Here is a 16,658-nt window from a genome sequence, read left to right as displayed (position 1 = left end):
CACAACGTGACGCGTTCGTCACAAGAGGCGGTCGAGGGTGATCGGCAGGTCGCGGATGCGGCGGCCGGTGGCGTGGAAGACCGCGTTGGCGATCGCCGGGGCCACGCCGACCAGCCCGATCTCGCCGACGCCCTTGACGCCGACCGGGTTGAAGCGGTCCGGGCCGCCGACGAAGACGACGTCGAGGTCGGGGATGTCGGCGTTGACCGGGATCAGGTAGTCGGCGAGCGTCGCGTTGACGATCCGGCCGGTGCCGGGGTCGGTGACGGTCTCCTCGAGCAGCGCCATGCCGATGCCGCCGACGGTGCCGCCGATGATCTGGCTGCGGGCCGTCTTCTTGTTGAGGATGCGGCCGGCGTCGACGACCGACACCAGGCGGGCCACGCTGATGCGGCCCAGGTCGGCGTCGACGTGGACCTCGGCGAAGCGGGCCGCGAACGGGCCGGCCGGGGCCAGGCCGAGCTCCTCGGGCTTGGCGGGGGCCGCCTCACCGTCGGCGGTGAGGTCGGTCCGGTCGTGGCGCTCGAGCATGTCGCGGTACGACTCCCCGGAACCCGCATCGTCGCGGCGGTGCAGCCGGCCGTCGGCCGGGACCACGTCGGCGGCCCGCAGGCCGCGCAGCGGGGACGCCACGTCGTCGGCGACGAGGTCCAGGAACGCGTCGATGAGGTTGGCGGCGGCGTCGTGCACGGCGCTGCCCAGCGACGCCGTCATCCCGGACCCGCCCTGCATCGGCGCGGCCGGCAGCTCGGTGTCGCCGAGGCCCGTGCGGACCTGGTCGAGGCGCAGGCCGAGGCGGTCGGCCGCGAGCTGGGTCATCACCGTGTACGTCCCGGTGCCGATGTCGGTCGCCGCCGCCCGCACGAAGGCCCGCCCCTCGTGGTCGATCGTGATGCGGGCCCGGCACGGCTGCTGGAACCAGAAGAAGGTGACGCCGGCCAGGCCGTACCCGATGAGCGTGTCCCCGCTGCGCGTCGCGCCGGGCCGCGGGTCGCGCCGCCACCAGCCGAAGCGCTCCGCCCCGACCTCGAAGCAGCGGCGCAGCGCCTTGCTCGACCACGGCAGGCGCAGGCCGGGGTGCTCGTCGGCGTAGTTCTGCAGGCGCAGCTCGAGCGGGTCCATGCCGAGCTCGTACGACAGCTCGTCCAGGGCGGACTCGAGGGCGAAGTGGCCCTGCGCGTCGCCGGGGCCGCGCATCGACGTCGGCACGGGCACGTTGAGGCGGCGCACCCGGTCGCGGGTGGTGACGTTCGGGCAGGCGTACCCGACGGCGGACACCGCGGTGACCGCCTCGACGATGTTGTCGTCGTCGACCGCCGACGGCTGCAGCGACTCGTGCTCGATCGCCGTGAGCGTGCCGTCGCGGCGGGCGCCGAGGCGGATCCGCTGGACCGTCGCGGGGCGGTGACCGATGCCGGTGAACATCTGCGGGCGGGTCAGCACCAGCCGGACCGGCCGCTCGAGCATCCGGGCGGCCATCGCCGCGAGCACGACGTGCGGCCACACGCGCAGGCCGGCGCCGAAGCCGCCGCCGACGTACGGGGCGAGGACGCGCACATTGTCCTCCGGCACCCCGAACGCGCCGGCCAGCGCCGCCCGGGCCGAGTCCGGCCACTGCGTCGCGTCGTGCACCGTGAGCCGGTCCTCGTCCCACGCCGCGACCGTCGCGAACAGGCCCATCGGGTTGTTCGTCTCGTCCGGCGTCGTGTACCGCGCATCCAGCACCACCTCGGCCTCGGCCAGGGCGGCGGCGGTGTCGCCGCGGGTCTCGTCGGTGCCGTAGGCGTTCTCGAGGATCGGGCCGCGCGGGTCGTCGAGGCGGATCACCGGCTCGGCGGCCTCGTAGGTGACCTCGACGAGCCGGGCCGCCTCGGTGGCGCGCTCGAAGGTCTCGGCGACGACCATCGCCACGTACTGCCCGTGGTGCACGACGTCGTCGCGCTGCAGCGGCGCGGGCGGCTGCTTCCACATGCCCGTCTCGGTGCGCTCGACCCGCAGCGCGTTCTCGTGCGTGACGGTCGCCAGCACGCCGGGCACCGCCTCGGCCCGCGACGCGTCGATCGCGACGATGCGCCCGGCGGCGACGGTGCTGCGGACCAGCGCGGCGTGGACCAGGTCCGGATAGGAGACGTCGGTGGAGTACGGCGCCGCGCCCGACGCCTTCACGGGCCCGTCGACCCGGTCGACGCCGGCGCCGAGGACGCTGCGTTCGACGGTGGTCACCGCGTCGGCTCCGCGATCAGGCCGGTCGTGACGCGCAGCGCCCGCACCAGCGTGCGCCGGGCCAGCTCGACCTTGAACTCGGTGCCGGGCACCGTGAACGGCCGCTGGACGGCGGCGTCGGCCGCCGCCCGGAACGAGTCCTCGGACACGGGCGCGTCGCGCAGCACGTCCTCGGCCTCCCAGGCCCGCCAGGGGATCGTGCCGACGCCGCCGAGCGCGATGCGGGCCGAGACCACGAGCCCGGCCTCCACGACGGTGGACACGGCGGCCGAGACGAGCGCGAACTCGTAGGAGGCGCGGTCGCGCACCTTGATGTAGGTCTGCCGGGCCTGGGGCGGCGGCAGCGGTATCTCCACGTCGGTGACGAGCTCCCCGTGCCAGATGACGTTCTCGCGGTCCGGCGAGCGCCCCGGCAGCCGGTAGAACTCGGTCAGCGGCACCCGGCGCGGGCCGCCGCCCGAACGCAGGTGCACGATGGAGCCGAGGGCGGTCAGCGGTACCGCCAAATCGGACGCATGCAGCGCGATGCACGACGGTGACGCTCCCAGGATGGCGTGCATCCGCGCGCCCCCCTCGATCGCGGCGCAGCCGCTGCCGGCGGTGCGCTTGTTGCAGCGCGGCTCGGCCGGGTCGCGGAAGTACCGGCAGCGGGTGCGCTGCAGCAGGTTCCCGCCGATCGTGGCCATGTTGCGCAGCTGCGGCGACGCGCCCAGCAGCAGCGCCTCGCGCACGGACGGCAGCAGCCGCCCGACCCGCTCGTCGGCGGCCATCTGCGCCATCGTCGTCGTCGCGCCGACCCGCAGCGCGCCGCCGTCGACGGTGATGCCCGACAGCGGCAGCCGGCTGATGTCGACCAGCCGCCGCGGCGCGACCACGCCGTCCTTGAACACCAGGTCGACCTCCGTCGTGCCGCCGGCCAGGAACTGCGCGCCCGGATCGGCGCTGACCTCGGCGATGGCCGCCGCCGGGGTGGTCGCGCGGCTGTACGTCACCGTCATCGCCCGGCCACCTCCCGGATCGCGGCCACGATGTTCGGATAGGCGCCGCATCGGCACAGGTTGCCGCTCATGAACTCCCGGATCTCGGCGTCGGTGCCGCCCCGGCCTTCGTTCAGCAGCGCCACCGCCGACATGATCTGGCCGGGGGTGCAGTACCCGCACTGGAACGCGTCGTGGCGCACGAACGCCTCCTGCATCGGGTGGGTGCCGCCGAGCCCCTCGACGGTGCGCACCTCCCGCCCGTCGGCCTGCACGGCCAGGGTCAGGCAGGACAGCACCCGCCGCCCGTCGACGTGGACCGTGCACGCCCCGCAGGCGCCCTGGTCGCAGCCCTTCTTCGTCCCGGTCAGCCCGAGCCGGTCGCGCAGCGCGTCGAGCAGCGTCACGGCGGCGTCGACCCGCAGGTGCTCGGCCCGGCCGTTGACCGTCGCGTTCACGTTGATCTCGTCCATGATGGCGCTGCGGCTACCCGGCGCCCCCACGGGCAAACGCCGGTGCGGCATGATGCTTCGGTATGGACGAGCGAACGTCGCAGTTCCTGACCTCGTTCAAGACATTCCTCGACGAGGTCGTCAGCCAGCATCACGCCCGCCCCGACGACGCCGACGGCCCGGCGCTGCTGCCGATCCTGCGTGAGCACCTCGGCGCCGACCCGCGCCGGCTGCCCGTGGTCGCCGAGGAGCTCCCGGCCCACCTGTTCGTCGACCTCGACGTCGCCCTCGACGAGGTGCAGCGGCGCTGCGGGACCCACCGGACCGTGGGCGTCGGCGGCGGCGAGCAGCGCCGCCACCAGTCGCTGAGCGAGATCCTGCACCACGCCGGCCGGTTCGGGCAGTTCCCGGCGGCCGCCGTGGACTACGTGAGCATCGCCACCGGCCCCGACACCACGCGCGAGGCGGTCTCGTTCGGCCTGCGGCTGTTCACCCACGACGGCGCCCCCGTCGTCGTGCTGCAGCGCGCCGCCGACGTGCACCGCGGCCAGCTCGCGGCGAAGATGGAGGTCATCACCCCGGACGAGGGCGCCGCCGCCGGGCTCATCGCCGCCGTGCGGGAGCTGATGCTGCTCCGCTCGGTGCTGCGCGGGCAGGTGCTGTCGCTGGGCGGGTCGGCGTACGAGCGCGGCCTCGGCGAGATCACGTTCCACCGCCGCCCCGCCGTCGCCGAGTCCGACATCATCCTGCCGGCGGGCGTCCTGGAGCGCGTGCACCGCCACGTCGCCGGCATCGCCGCCCACCGCGACCGGCTGCGCGCGGCCGGCCAGCACCTCAAGCGCGGCCTGCTGCTCTACGGCCCGCCCGGCACCGGCAAGACGCACACGGTGCGGTACCTCCTCTCGGCCCTGCCCGACCTCACCGTGGTGCTGCTGGCCGGCCCCGCGATCGCCTTCGTCGCCGACGCGGCGCGCCTGGCCCGGGCCCTGCAGCCGGCGATGGTCGTGCTCGAGGACTGCGACCTGGTCGCCGACAGCCGGGTGCGCCACCAGGGCCCGCAGCCGCTGCTGTTCACCGTCCTGGAGACCCTCGACGGCCTCGGCGACGACGCCGACGTGGCGTTCCTGCTCACCACCAACCGCGTCGACGTCCTCGAGCCGGCCCTGGCCCAGCGCCCCGGCCGGGTCGACCTGGCCGTCGAGATCCCGCTGCCCGACGAGCCGGCCCGCCGCCGCCTCATGCGCCTGTATGCCCGCGACCTGCCCTTCACCGCCGCCGCCCTCGACCGCGCGGCCGAGCGCACCGCGGGCGTCACGGCGTCGTTCACGAAGGAGCTGCTGCGCCGCGCGGTGCTCATCGCCGCCGAGGCCGGCCACGCCCCCGCCGACGCCGACCTGGACACGGCCCTCGAGGAGATGCTCTCGCAGGCCGAGACGATCACCCGCTCGCTGCTCGGCGGAAATATGACGGGTTGATGGCAATCCGTCACCAGGCTTCAGTCACTGGCGCCGCTTTCGTACCGTCAATGGCGTGACCGAGCCAGTTGACCTTGCCGCCGACGCCGGGGAAGTCCGCGAGGACGGACCTCCGGCCGGGCTCTGGGCGAAGATGAAGGCCGACCCGGAGTACGCGCCGGAGCACCTCGCCATCGAGGCGGTCACGCGGCTGGGCCCCCGGATGGCCGCCGAGCTGGAGAAGCTCAAGGGCCAGAACCCGGGCGCCCCGGCCGACGCGCTCGCGAGCATGATCGTGTACCGGTACGTCAACCAGTCCCGCCTCTCCGGCGCCGTCGGCGGGGCCGTGCCGGTCGCCGGGGCGCTGCTCGACGTCGGGGTGCTCGCCTGGACGCAGGCGCGCATGGTGCTGATGCTGGCCGCCAACTTCGGCCTCGACCCCGCCCACCCCGACCGGGCCGTGGACCTGCTGGTGCTGCAGGGGATGCACAAGTACACCCAGACCGCCCGCACGGCCCTCGCGGTGGCCCGCGGCCGGGAGCACATCGAGGCGCTGCTGCCGGCGCAGCGGCCGGAGATGCGCAAGGTGCTCGTGCGGCTCGGCCTGAAGCTGGCCCAGATGGCCGGGGTGCGCGCGGTGAAGAAGATGGCCGCGAAGCTCATCCCGGGCGCCGCGATCATCCTCGGCAGCGTCACCAACGGCAACGCGACGCGGGCGCTGGGCGGCCGGGCGATCACGCTGTACCGCCGCCCGCCCATGCCCATTCCGCACCAGCTCCCGCCCGGCGCTGTGCGCAATTCCTGATCAATCGCGGCCCACCTCGGCCACGCTTGGGGTATGGGTCGCGGACCGGCCGGCCGGACGCTGCGGACGAAGCTGCTCGCCGCTCGACCGCCTTGCCTTCCTGGAGTCCGTCATCGCCGGCGGCATCCTCGTGCTGATCCGTTGAGTTCGAACGCACCCCCGGTCGGCGAGGACGCCGAGCGCTTCTACTGGACTGATCCATCGCGGACACGCGCCGCGGGAGGCTCGGGACTGGGCCTGGCCATCGCCGCGTCGATCGTGCAGCCCGCGGCGGCCGGGTCACGCCGGAGACGCCGGCGGGCGCCGGCGCCCGGTTCAGGTGGTGCGGGTCGGCTGCGGCTCGCCGGTCGGCCGCTGGCGGTTGCCGTTGCCGCCGTTGCCCTGGCGAAGCAGGGCGATGTCGGTGATCTCGGTGGCGGTGGCGGTGTCGCCGGAGACCGTACCGATCACCGTCACGCTGTCGCCGGCCTTCACGTCGGAGATCTTCGCCGCGCCGTTGCCGACCTTCGTGTCAGCCCCGACGACGAAGGTGGTGGCGTGCCCGTCCTCGCTCTTCGCGGTGATCGACGTGGCGCTGACGGCGGTGACGGTGCCCGACTGGAGACGCTCCGTGACGTACTGGCCGTTGCCGCTCTTGACGACGAAGTCCCCGTGCAGGGCTCCACCGAGCGCGTTCGCGCCGCCACCGCGGGTGAACGCGCCGCCGCCACCAGGGAATCCCTGGCCGCCCGGGCCGCCTCCGCCGGGGAAGCCCTGGCCGCCGCCCGGCATGTTCTGGCCGTTGCCGCCGCGCCCGCCGCCCGGGAAGCCCGGGGCGCCGTTGCCGCCCGGACCGCGGTTGTCGGTGGAGTTGCTGTCGCTCGCGGCCTGTGCGACGGCCACCCCGCCGCCGATCACGATGATCGCCGACACCGCCGCCACGATGCCGAGCTTGAGCCGCGACGAACGCCGGGCCGCCGCCGGGGGCATCGGCCCGCCGCTCACGGGTGCGGTCGGCGCCCCGACCGCCCAGATCGGCGTCGTCTCGGGCCCGCCGGGTGCCCCGCCGCCCGCCCGGGCGGCCGTTGCCTCGGGTCCGCTGGGCGCGCCGGCACCGGCCCAGGTCGGCGTTGCCTCCGGTCCGCTGGGTGCGCCGCCGCCCGCCCGGGTTGGCGTTGCCTCGGGCCCGCTGGGTGCGCCGCCGCCCGCCCGGGTTGGCGTTGCCTCGGGTCCGCTGGGTGCGCCGCCGCCCGCCCGGGTTGGCGTTGCCTCGGGTCCGCTGGGTGCGCCGCCGCCCGCCCGGGTTGGCGTTGCCTCGGGTCCGCTGGGGGTCGCGCCGACGGCCCAGACCGGCGTCGGGTCTGCTCCGCCGTCGCCGCCCAGCGTGGCGCCGCCACCGTTGGAAGTCGCGCCGCTACCGGACGTTGCGGTGTTTGCGGTGGGCGCCGTGGGTGTTGCCGGCGACGGATCGTTGCCGAGCGGTGACCCACTGTGCGGGCCGGCCGGTGTGGCCGGGCCGGACGTCGGCGCGGAACCCGCCGGTGCCGGATCGACGTTCGGTGCGTCCTCGTGAGCAGAGCTCATCGCGCGTACTCCATCCAGATTCAAACCTGTCCCCGACGACCGTGCCCGTCACAGCTGTGGCCGTTCTCCCGCGAACCTGCCAAGTGGCTGTGAATGATCGAAGGGCGGCTACGGTACGGCGATGAGTGAGGTCGTCAGCCTGGCGCGCGAGTTGATCCGGTTCGACACGACGAACACCGACGACGCGCGCACGGCCACGGGGGAGCGCGCGGTGGCGGAGTTCGTGGCCGAGCGGCTCGAGGACGCCGGGTACGAGCCGATCTACGTCGAGCCGGCTCCCCGGCGCGGCAACGTCGTCGTGCGGCTGCCCGGCGCCGATCCCGGCCGTGGGGCGCTGCTCGTGCACGGGCACCTCGACGTGGTGCCGGCCGACGCGTCCGACTGGTCGGTGCCGCCGTTCGAGGGCGAGATCCGGCAGGGGTACCTCTGGGGTCGCGGCGCCATCGACATGAAGCACATGGTCGCGATGTCCCTCGCCGTCGCCCGGCGGTTCAAGCGTGACGGGATCGTGCCGGAGCGTGACATCGTGTTCGCGTTCCTCGCCGACGAGGAGGCGGGCGGCGGGCTCGGCGCGGGGTGGCTGGTCGATCACCGTCCCGAGTTGTTCGAGGGCGTGACCGAGGCGATCAGCGAGGTCGGCGGCTTCTCGTACACGGTGCGCGACGACGTGCGCGCCTACCTCGTCGAGACGGCGGAGAAGGGCTCCATGTGGCTGCGGCTCAAGGTGCGCGGCGCCGCCGGGCACGGCTCGCTCGTGCATACCGACAACGCCGCGGTCAAGCTCGCGGCCGCGCTGACCCGCCTCGACAGCCACCGCTTCCCGCTCGTGCTGACCGAGCCGGTGCGGGAGTTCCTGACGGGGGTGTCGGAGCTCACGGGGGAACCGCTGGATCCGGACGACCCCGAAACCGCGGTGGCGAGGCTGGGGTCGCTGGCGCGCATGATCGGCGCCACGCTGCGTGACACGGCGAACACGACGATGCTCAGCGCCGGGTACAAGGCGAACGTCGTCCCGGCGGTGGCCGAGGCGACCGTCGACGGGCGGATGCTGCCCGGGCGGGAGGCGGCGTTCGAGCGCGAGCTGGCCGAGGTGCTCGGCCCGGGCGTCGAGATGGAGTGGGACACGCTGCCGCCGGTGCAGACCACGTTCGACGGGCGGCTGGTCGACGCGATGGCCGCCGCGATCGAGGCCGAGGACCCGGGGGCGCGCGTGCTGCCGTACATGCTGGCGGCCGGCACCGACGCGAAGTCGTTCCAGCGCCTCGGCATCCGCCACTTCGGCTTCGCCCCGCTGCGCCTGCCCCCGGACCTGGACTTCACGTCGCTCTTCCACGGCGTCGACGAGCGCGTGCCGATCGACGGCCTCGAGTTCGGCGACCGGGTCCTGGACCGGCTGCTGCGCACCTGCTGACCGCGCCGGCGTGCGCAGCGGCATTGACTGGTATTCCGGTATGAATAGCATGGATGGATGGCCGTGGCCGGGGTGCTGTTCGCCGGGGCGCTCGTCGCGCTCGTCTTCCGGTCGGAGGCGGCGTTCTGGGTGCTGTTCGGGCTCACCATCGTGTGGCAGCTGGTCGCCCTCGACGGCCGGCCCCGCCGGCGCGGGCCGGACGCGGAATGACGGTCGCGCCGTGTCGGGGCGGCCGGACGCGGAGCGACGGCAGCCGAGCCGGCGGTGGTCAGACGCGCAATGACGGAGCGCGTCCGGCCGGTAGCGGTCGGACGCGCAACGACGGACGTGCGGAGCCGGCGGTGGTCAGACGCGCAATGACGGAGCGCGTCCGGCCGGTAGCGGTCGGACGCGCAACGACGGACGTGCGGGGGCGGCGGTGGTCAGACGCGGAATGACAGGCGGGTCGTGCCGATCACGATCTCGTCGCCCGGGTTGAGGGTCACCGAGTCGACGCGGCGGCCGTTGACCATCGAGCCGTTGGCCGAGCCGAGATCGGTCAGCACCGCGCGGTTGCCGTCGTACTCGACGCGGGCGTGCTGGCGGGACGCGCCGACGTCGGCCAGGCGCAGCGAGGCCTGCTCGCCGCGGCCGATGATCGTGGCGCCGCGCGCCAGGGGGTGGTTCTGGCCGTCCTCGGTGACCAGGCGCACACCCTTGCCCTCGCCCGGGGCGATCTGGCCGCCGGTGTACACCTGCGCGGTGACGCGGAACAGGCCCGTGTCGAGGTCGTCGCCGCGCGTGATCTCCACGACGATGTCGCCGTAGACGGCCCAGCCCTGCTCGCCGACGTACTCGGCCTGGGACTGCGCCAGCTCCTGCGCCAGGGCGGCGGCGAACGGGGCCAGGCGGGAGTGGTCGGCGGGGGCCAGGGCGATGACGTACCGGTTGGGGACCAGGATGCGGCCGCCGGTCATCTGGGTCTGGTTCGCGTTCGCCTCGCCCTGCATGGCATTGAGGATCTCGACCGGGTGCACGACGCCCTTGAACACCTTCGCGAAGGTGCCCTCGACCATGCCTTCCAGCCGCTTCTCGAACCGCTGCAGAGCGCCCAACCCGTCCCCCTCAAGTACAACGCGACTAGCCCGCACCGATTGTTTATCACGCTGACCATGCGCCCGCAGTCGTGAGCGCGACGCGGACGGTGATGGTGACTTACGTCATCGCCGGCACGGCGGCGCGTGCTGGTGTCCCAGGTCGTTGCGGGGCCGGCGGCCGCGGCGGCGAGGCTGACCGTGCACCGGGCGGCGCGTGCCGGTGTCCCAGGTCGTCGCGGGGCCGGCGGCCGCGGCGGCGAGGCTGACCATGCACCGGGCGGCGCGTGCCGGTGACCCAGGTCGTCGCGGGGCCCGCGGCCGCGGCGGCGAGGCTGACCATGCGCCCGCAGTCGTGAGCGCGACGCGGACGGTGATGGTGACTTACGTCATCGCCGGGACCGGGCGGCGCGTGCCGGTGACCCAGGCCATCGCGGGGCCCGCCGCCGCGGCGCCGAGCACGAACACGGCCGCGATCGCCAGCCAGCCGAGGCCGCCGCCGTGCATGGCGAGGAACGTCAGCGACGCGGGGCCGAGCATGCTCTGCACGCCGAACGACATCCGGGCGGCGCCCACGTACTCTCCGCGCACGGCCGGGGGCGGCAGCTCCGTCGTCACGCCCCAGTACCCGGCCGACTGCCACAGCTCACCGAGCGTCACGAGCGCGGAGCCGGCGAGCAGCAGGGCGATCGTCGGCCAGCCGGTGGTCGTGCCGGACAGGTACAGCGCGGCGCAGGCGGCGGCGACCGCGAGGCCGCCGCGGCGCAGGGCGCGGGCGATGCCGGCGGGGGAGTCGACGCCGCGGCTGGCGAGGACCTGCAGGGCGACGCACATGGCGGTGTTGGCGCCGAAGAGTACGGCGAGCATCACCCTGGGTGCATCGGTGCGCGCGGTCAGCCACAGCGGGATCACCTCGGTCGTCAGTGACGCATGGCCGGCCAGCACGCTGCACAGCGCGGCCACCGCGAGGAACGGCCGGTCCCGCCACACCGCGCCCCGCCGGGCGGGCTCGGCCGGGTGCGCGGCCGGCACCGCCCGCGGCGGCGACGGCATCCGGCTCACCAGCACCGCGTTGACCAGCAGGCCCAGGGCGTTGCCGAGCACCATCGCCCGGTACGCCCATCCGGTGCCGATCGCCAGTGGGATCGCGGCCAGCGCGCCGCCGGCGAAGAAGCCGATGTTCATCGCCGAGCGCACGAACGCCAGGCTGCGCACCCGGTCCTCGCGGGCGAGCACCTCGGCCTGGTACACCGTGCGGCCGTTGCTGGCCAGGGTCTCGGCGAGCGCGGCCAGCGGCATCAGGACCAGGAACGCCGCGAAGCCGTGCAGCCAGGGGTACCACAGCAGCACCGACGCCTCCGCCAGCACGCCGGCCAGCCACACGCGGCGCCCGCCGAAGCGGTCGGCCAGGGCGCCCAGCGGCACCGACAGCAGCAGTGACACGGCGCCGGCGATCGAGAACCCGACGCCGACCTGCACCGGCGACAGGCCCGCCACGTGCAGGAAGAACACGGCGCTACCCGTGGTGAACACGCCGTTGCCGACGGCGAAGACCAGCGACTGCACGCACAGTGACCGGGCCACGCCCGGTGGTGGCAGGAGACTCATGACGGTCAGTTCAACGGCTCATGGGGTACCGCTGCCAAGGTTTTAGAATCGGCGAAAAGGTCCTCAGTGGACGGACGGGGGCGCGGGTGTCCGAGGTGCGCTTCGAGGTCTCCGACGTGGCGGAGATCCGGTTCTGCGTGTCACCACTGTGGGAGACCGTGACGAGCCTGTGGGCGCTGCAGCAGCCCGGGCGGCACGCGATCCACCTGCCCTGGATCAAGTCGGCGCGGGTGCTGGCGCGGCGGCGGGACCTCGCCGGCGCCGTCGACCTGCTCGGCGCGTTCGTCCGGCCGCACTCCTGGCTGCCCGACTTCCTGACGCCGCCGCCCGCCTCGCCGCTGTCCGACATCGGCGAAGAGCTCGCGACCGTGCTGGCCACGCCGCCGGACGAGGTGCGGCGCGACATCCTCATCACGGAGGAGTACCGGCCGCTGGCGCCGCTCGCGCAGTCGGTCGCCGACGACCCGGACGGGATGCTGCCGCGCCTGGCCGGCGCGATCCAGGTTTGGTACGACGCCGCCCTCCGGCCGCACTGGCCGCGGATGCGGGCGCTGCTGGAGGCCGACATCGCGTACCGGGCGCGGCAGCTCGCCGGCGGCGGGGCCCGGCTGTTGTTCGACACGCTGCACCCGGCGGCGCGCTGGGACGGCGACCGGCTCGTGATCGCCGACAAGTGGACGCAGTCGCTCACCGTGAGCGGGCGTGGCTTTCCGCTCATGCCGTCGGTGTTCGCGGACAAGGCGCCGCTGATCTCGTGCAGTAACGAGGCCGCGCCCAGCGCCATCTATCCGGCCCGGGCGGTCGGCACGCTGTGGGAGGGGCTCGGCCGGCCGGTCGACGACGACCGCGGCGCGGCGCTCGGCGGGGTGCTCGGCCCGGCCCGGGCGCGGCTGCTCGAGCTGCTGCGCGCGCCGGGGACGACATCGGACCTGGCGCACCGCACCGGGCTGTCCCCGGGCGCTGTCAGCCAGCAACTGGGGCTGCTCTACGACGCGCGGCTCGTGCAGCGTAACCGGCAGGGACGGGCCGTGTACTACCTGTGCACGGAGCTCGGGCTGGCCCTGCTGGAAGGCGACATTCTGAGAGGACCCTGAACTGCAACCGATACCCGTCCCAAATCCGTCTTCAGGGACGAAACGTGGCCGCACACTTCGGGGGGATATTGTGGCGCGCCGAGGGACAGTTGGTGCGGGGAGTGGTATGGCGAAGAAGCGTGGGAAGAAAGACCCGTTGTGGGCGCGGTTGTCCCTGATTTTCGGGGCGTTGCTGCTGCTCGTCAGCGGGGGCGCGCTCGTCGGTGGCAATCTGTTGCTGAATCACTACAGCGACCAGATCACCCACGAGGGCGGCCTCGGCGACGCGGCGGCGACCGGCGCGACCATCGACGGGTCGATCAACCTGCTCCTCGTCGGCATCGACGAGCGCACCAACAACGTCGAGATGGGCGCGCGCTCCGACTCGATCATCGTCGCGCACATCCCGGCGTCGCACGACGCGCTGTACCTGATGTCGATCCCCCGGGACACGCGGGTGCAGATCCCGGCGAGCAAGAGCACGAAGTACAACGGCGGCACCGCGAAGATCAATGCGGCGTTCCAGTTCGGCTACCAGAACGGCGGCGGCCGCGACAACGGCCTCAAACTCCTCGCCGAGACCGTCAGCGGGCTGGCCGGCGGCATGCTGTTCAACGGCGCCGCGATCGTCAACTTCGACGGCTTCGCCGGGCTGGTCAAGGCCCTCGGCGGCGTGCACATGTGCGTCGATGAGAAGGTGACGTCGATCCACACCGGCTGGAACTCCAAGACCGGCGCCGAGGGCGTGCCGTACAACTTCAACGCCGACGGCATCCCGACGACCCTCAAACCCAACATGCAGCCGAAGGTGTACAACGTCGGCTGCTACGACTTCGCGGCGTGGGAGGCCCTGGACTACGTCCGCCAGCGCGACAAGCTGGCGAACAACGACGGCGACTACGGCCGCCAGCGCCACCAGCAGCAGTTCATCAAGGCCATGGCGAAGAAGGCCACCAGCGCGGGCGTCGTGACCAACCCGCTGAAGGTCAACGCGGTGCTCAGCTCCGTCGGCCAGGCGGTGTCGTTCTACCGCGGCAACGTCTCCCTGGCCGACTGGATCTTCACGCTGAAGGACATCGACCCGGACCGGATGGTCACGCTGCGGACCAACAACGGCCAGTTCAAGTCCGAGGTCATCAACGGCGAGTCGTTCGAGATCCTCGACCAGACCGCGCTGGACCTGCTCAAGTCGTTCAAGGACGACAGCGTGGCCACCTTCCTCACCGCCCACCCGGACATGATCGCCAACGACGCCGGGACCCCGGTCAGCAGCCCGTCGACCGGCACCCGCTGACCCGCACGTCCTCCGCGCGGCCCCGCCCTGCCCGGGCGGGGCCGCGCTGCGCCACATGCACGAGCGGGTCGGCGAGGGCGACCGGCTCACGCTCAGCGCCCCGTTCGGCGATCTCCGACATCGCCCCGGCCGCGTCGAGCCCGGCCTCATCCCGGTCGGCCCGGACATCGAGGCGTACCTGTGCGGCCGCGTCCCGTTGATGCAGTCGGTGCGGGCGGCGCTGCGCGAACGCGGCGTGCCCGCCGAGCGCATCCACTACGACGTGTTTGGCGCCGCTGCGTAACACCGGCAATGATGTCGTGATGGACGACGTGCTGCCGTCGGCGGACGTGCTCGCCGTCTTCGATGCCGACCCGCAGGGGTGGGCGTTCGCCCGGGCCGTGCGCACGGCGGGCACCGGCGAGATCGAGGACTTCGAGCTGCTGTACCTCAACGACGCCGGCGCCCGCTACCTCGAACGGCCCCGCGCCGAGCTGATCGGCGGGCGCTACCGGCGGCTGTGGCCGGACACGGTCAACGACGCGACGATGCCGCTGTACCGCAAGGTCGTCGACGGCCGCGAACCCGTCTCCCGCACCGTGTACTACGACCGGCCGAGCGTGTCGGGCCACTTCGAGCTGTGGATCGGCCCCAGCGGCGACGGCTTCGTCGTGCGCTTCGTCGACCTGCGCTCGGTCACGCTCGGCCCGCAGTCGGCCGGCGGCACCCGCCTCTATGACGTGCTCGACGCCGCCTTCGACGGCTTCACGCTGCTGCGCGCGACGGGCGGGGACTTCACGTGCGAGTACGTCAACCGGCTCGGCGCCGCCCTGACCGGCCGCTCCGTCGAGGAGACCATCGGGCGGCGCTGGAGCGACCTGGCCGGCGCCGACGAGCACGGGCTCGGCGAGCGCTGGCGCCAGGTCCTGGAGACCGGGCGGCCCTGGCGGGGCCAGCTGCGCTACGCCGACGCCGGGCAGGTCTGGGAGGTCTCCGCCGCCCGGGCCGGCACCGACGCGGTGGCCGTCTCCTTCCGCGACGTCACCGGGCAGGCCCACCAGCAGGAGCGGATCGAGCAGAGCGGGGCCGCCGCCCGCCGCGCCGCCGCCCGCACCGCCGCGCTGCAGGCGGTCACGTCGGCGCTGGTTGCGGCCAGCACGACCGCCGACGTGTACGCCGCGATCGGCGCGGTGCTGCGCCCCTCGGCCGGCGGCCAGGGCCTCGCGCTGCTGCTGCGCCGCGGCCCGAGCCTGGCGCTGGAGTACCACGCCGGCTACGAGCCGCAGGTGGTCGCGCGGTTGCGGGAGGTACCGCTGACGCATCCATATCCGGCGACGGACGTGGCGCGCACCGGCCGGCCGCGCTACCTGTCGAGCCTGGCCGAGTTCGTGGCGGCGCAGGCCGGCGGCCCCGGCGACCCGATGCCCAGCGGCGGGCGCCAGGCGTGGGCGTTCCTGCCGCTGGCCGTCGGCGGCGACGTCCTGGGCACCCTCGTCGTCGGCTACGGCGCCCCGCGCGACTTCGACGACGACGAGCGCGCGAACCTGGCCGCGTTCGCCGGCCTGTGCGCCCAGGCGCTGCAGCGCGCGCTGCTGTTCGAGGCCCAGGCATCGATCGCCGGCGAGTTGCAGCAGGCCCTGCTCCCGGCGGCGCTGCCGGAGATCCCGGGCCTGCGCCACGCCGCCCGCTACCTGCCGTGGACGCGCGGGGCCGACGTCGGCGGCGACTGGTACGACGTGATCCCGCTGGGCCCCGGCGTCGTCGGCGTGGTCATCGGCGACGTCGTCGGCCACAACGCCACCGCGGCGGCGGTCATGGGCCAGGTCCGCAACGCCCTGCGCGCGTACGCCGCCGAGCGGCACAGCCCCGCGGTGGTCATGCAGCGCGTCAACCGCCTGCTGCTGGACCTGCAGCCCGACGCCGTCGCGACCTGCTGCTACCTGGAGCTGCACCTGACGGAGGGCACCGCGACCGCGGTCGTGGCCGGCCACCCGCCGCCGATCCTGCGCGCCGGCGGCCACGTCGAGACGCTGGCGCTGCGCACCGGCCCGCCGCTGGGCGTCACCGCCGAGGCCGGGCTGAGCTTCACCGAGACCACGTTCCTGGTGCCCGCGGGCGCCAACCTGGTGCTGTACACCGACGGGCTGGTCGAGGACCGCCGGTACCACCTGGACCGGGGCCTGGCGGAGCTGCGCTCGGCGGTGCTGGAGGCCCCGTCCGCCGACCCCGCCGACCTGCTGTCGCACGTGCTCAGCGCCGGCGTCGGCCCGCGCCCGCGCACCGACGACGTGGCGCTGGTGTGCCTGCTGGTCGAGGCGGGCGGCGGGCCCGGCCAGTGCGCCCAGCGCCGTTTCCGCGGCGACGCGGTCAGCGCGTCCGCGGCCCGCCGCTTCGCCGCCGACGTCCTCACCGCGTGGGGCGAGCGCGACCTGGTCGACGACACCCTGCTGCTGCTCGACGAGGTCGTCACCAACGCGATCCAGCACACGGTCGGCGCCGTCCACGTGCGCCTGGACCTCGGCCCGTCGCGTCTGCGCGTCTCGGTCGAGGACCGCAGCGAGCGCCTGCCCAACCCGCGCCCGGCCGGCGCCGAGGCCGAGAACGGCCGCGGCCTGCTGATCGTGTCGTCGCTGGCCGCCGCCTGGGGCACGGACGCGATCGCCGGCGGCGGCAAGGAGGTCTGGTTCGAGATCGCGCGTCTGTCGCCGGGCCCCGCGGAGGACTAGTCTGGACCGCAGGCGGATCG

At 74.0% G+C, this 16,658-nt stretch carries 14 protein-coding genes; 8 read left to right on the top strand and 6 right to left on the bottom strand.

Features of this window, described 5'->3' with window-relative positions; all coding sequences use genetic code 11:
* Positions 1–18 precede the first annotated feature (18 nt).
* From ACQEVU_RS26725 to ACQEVU_RS26715, 3 genes are read right to left on the bottom strand one after another with little or no spacing between them, the layout of a single operon-like run.
* A complete protein-coding gene (locus ACQEVU_RS26725) occupies positions 19–2,223 on the bottom strand; it encodes a xanthine dehydrogenase family protein molybdopterin-binding subunit (protein WP_433328110.1) in 2,205 nt (734 codons plus the stop codon).
* Positions 2,220–3,221 (bottom strand): FAD binding domain-containing protein, encoded by a 1,002-nt coding sequence (locus ACQEVU_RS26720; protein WP_433328108.1) that lies wholly within the window; start codon positions 3,219–3,221, stop codon positions 2,220–2,222. Before ACQEVU_RS26720 ends, ACQEVU_RS26725 begins: the two co-directional genes overlap by 4 nt.
* On the bottom strand, positions 3,218–3,673 hold the full coding sequence (locus ACQEVU_RS26715) for a (2Fe-2S)-binding protein (protein ID WP_433328106.1): 456 nt from the start codon (positions 3,671–3,673) through the stop codon (positions 3,218–3,220). The genes ACQEVU_RS26720 and ACQEVU_RS26715 overlap by 4 nt, the downstream gene beginning before the upstream one ends.
* Positions 3,674–3,735: 62 nt before the next feature.
* Between ACQEVU_RS26715 and ACQEVU_RS26710 the strand changes: the two genes are divergently transcribed.
* On the top strand, positions 3,736–5,127 hold the full coding sequence (locus tag ACQEVU_RS26710; RefSeq protein ID WP_433328104.1) for an AAA family ATPase: 1,392 nt from the start codon (positions 3,736–3,738) through the stop codon (positions 5,125–5,127).
* A 55-nt stretch (positions 5,128–5,182) separates the two neighbouring features.
* A complete protein-coding gene (locus tag ACQEVU_RS26705; protein ID WP_433328102.1) occupies positions 5,183–5,911 on the top strand; it encodes an EcsC family protein in 729 nt (242 codons plus the stop codon).
* 315 nt (positions 5,912–6,226) lie between these two features.
* Here the strand turns inward: ACQEVU_RS26705 and ACQEVU_RS26700 are convergent, their stop codons facing one another.
* Positions 6,227–6,880 carry a hypothetical protein gene (locus tag ACQEVU_RS26700; RefSeq protein ID WP_433328100.1) on the bottom strand — a complete coding sequence of 218 codons (654 nt, stop codon included), beginning with the start codon at positions 6,878–6,880 and terminating at the stop codon, positions 6,227–6,229.
* 715 nt (positions 6,881–7,595) lie between these two features.
* On the opposite strand from ACQEVU_RS26700, the gene ACQEVU_RS26695 reads away from it, so the two are divergent.
* Both ACQEVU_RS26695 and ACQEVU_RS26690 read left to right on the top strand, forming a co-directional pair.
* Complete coding sequence (locus ACQEVU_RS26695) at positions 7,596–8,885, top strand: M20/M25/M40 family metallo-hydrolase (RefSeq protein WP_433328098.1); 1,290 nt, start codon at positions 7,596–7,598, stop codon at positions 8,883–8,885.
* A gap of 57 nt (positions 8,886–8,942) precedes the next feature.
* Complete coding sequence (locus tag ACQEVU_RS26690; protein ID WP_433328096.1) at positions 8,943–9,095, top strand: hypothetical protein; 153 nt, start codon at positions 8,943–8,945, stop codon at positions 9,093–9,095.
* A gap of 212 nt (positions 9,096–9,307) precedes the next feature.
* Here the strand turns inward: ACQEVU_RS26690 and ACQEVU_RS26685 are convergent, their stop codons facing one another.
* Together ACQEVU_RS26685 and ACQEVU_RS26680 are read right to left on the bottom strand one after the other, a co-directional pair.
* Positions 9,308–9,979: an FhaA domain-containing protein gene (locus tag ACQEVU_RS26685; RefSeq protein WP_433328094.1), complete on the bottom strand. Its 672-nt coding sequence runs from the start codon at positions 9,977–9,979 to the stop codon at positions 9,308–9,310.
* A gap of 363 nt (positions 9,980–10,342) precedes the next feature.
* On the bottom strand, positions 10,343–11,566 hold the full coding sequence (locus tag ACQEVU_RS26680) for an MFS transporter (RefSeq protein ID WP_433328092.1): 1,224 nt from the start codon (positions 11,564–11,566) through the stop codon (positions 10,343–10,345).
* Between the two features lie 86 nt (positions 11,567–11,652).
* Here ACQEVU_RS26680 and ACQEVU_RS26675 point away from each other — a divergent pair, with 86 nt between their 5' ends.
* The 4 genes from ACQEVU_RS26675 (at position 11,653) to ACQEVU_RS26660 (ending at position 16,638) form a co-directional block, all read left to right on the top strand.
* The gene (locus tag ACQEVU_RS26675) at positions 11,653–12,660 is read left to right on the top strand and encodes an ArsR/SmtB family transcription factor (protein ID WP_433328090.1); all 1,008 of its coding nucleotides are present in this window, start codon (positions 11,653–11,655) and stop codon (positions 12,658–12,660) included.
* A 106-nt stretch (positions 12,661–12,766) separates the two neighbouring features.
* Positions 12,767–13,933 carry an LCP family protein gene (locus ACQEVU_RS26670; protein ID WP_433328088.1) on the top strand — a complete coding sequence of 389 codons (1,167 nt, stop codon included), beginning with the start codon at positions 12,767–12,769 and terminating at the stop codon, positions 13,931–13,933.
* Between the two features lie 55 nt (positions 13,934–13,988).
* Positions 13,989–14,216, top strand: a complete 228-nt coding sequence (locus tag ACQEVU_RS26665; RefSeq protein ID WP_433328086.1) for a hypothetical protein — start codon at positions 13,989–13,991, stop codon at positions 14,214–14,216.
* 19 nt (positions 14,217–14,235) lie between these two features.
* A complete protein-coding gene (locus ACQEVU_RS26660) occupies positions 14,236–16,638 on the top strand; it encodes a SpoIIE family protein phosphatase (protein WP_433328084.1) in 2,403 nt (800 codons plus the stop codon).
* Positions 16,639–16,658 lie beyond the last annotated feature (20 nt).

Origin of the sequence: Dactylosporangium sp. CA-139066, from assembly GCF_050936175.1 — a bacterium.
GTDB lineage: Bacteria > Actinomycetota > Actinomycetes > Mycobacteriales > Micromonosporaceae > Dactylosporangium.
Note: the sequence above shows the minus strand (reverse complement) of the source record. Positions and strands in the feature narration are given on the sequence as shown.

Coding starts and splice junctions, on each gene's coding strand:
- ACQEVU_RS26720 (WP_433328108.1), bottom strand. CDS start 3,221: ATGACGGTGACGTACAGCCGCGCGACCACCCCGGCGGCGGCCATCGCC.
- ACQEVU_RS26715 (WP_433328106.1), bottom strand. CDS start 3,673: ATGGACGAGATCAACGTGAACGCGACGGTCAACGGCCGGGCCGAGCAC.
- ACQEVU_RS26710 (WP_433328104.1), top strand. CDS start 3,736: ATGGACGAGCGAACGTCGCAGTTCCTGACCTCGTTCAAGACATTCCTC.
- ACQEVU_RS26700 (WP_433328100.1), bottom strand. CDS start 6,880: ATGCCCCCGGCGGCGGCCCGGCGTTCGTCGCGGCTCAAGCTCGGCATC.
- ACQEVU_RS26695 (WP_433328098.1), top strand. CDS start 7,596: ATGAGTGAGGTCGTCAGCCTGGCGCGCGAGTTGATCCGGTTCGACACG.
- ACQEVU_RS26690 (WP_433328096.1), top strand. CDS start 8,943: ATGGCCGTGGCCGGGGTGCTGTTCGCCGGGGCGCTCGTCGCGCTCGTC.
- ACQEVU_RS26680 (WP_433328092.1), bottom strand. CDS start 11,566: ATGAGTCTCCTGCCACCACCGGGCGTGGCCCGGTCACTGTGCGTGCAG.
- ACQEVU_RS26670 (WP_433328088.1), top strand. CDS start 12,767: ATGGCGAAGAAGCGTGGGAAGAAAGACCCGTTGTGGGCGCGGTTGTCC.
- ACQEVU_RS26665 (WP_433328086.1), top strand. CDS start 13,989: ATGCACGAGCGGGTCGGCGAGGGCGACCGGCTCACGCTCAGCGCCCCG.
- ACQEVU_RS26660 (WP_433328084.1), top strand. CDS start 14,236: ATGGACGACGTGCTGCCGTCGGCGGACGTGCTCGCCGTCTTCGATGCC.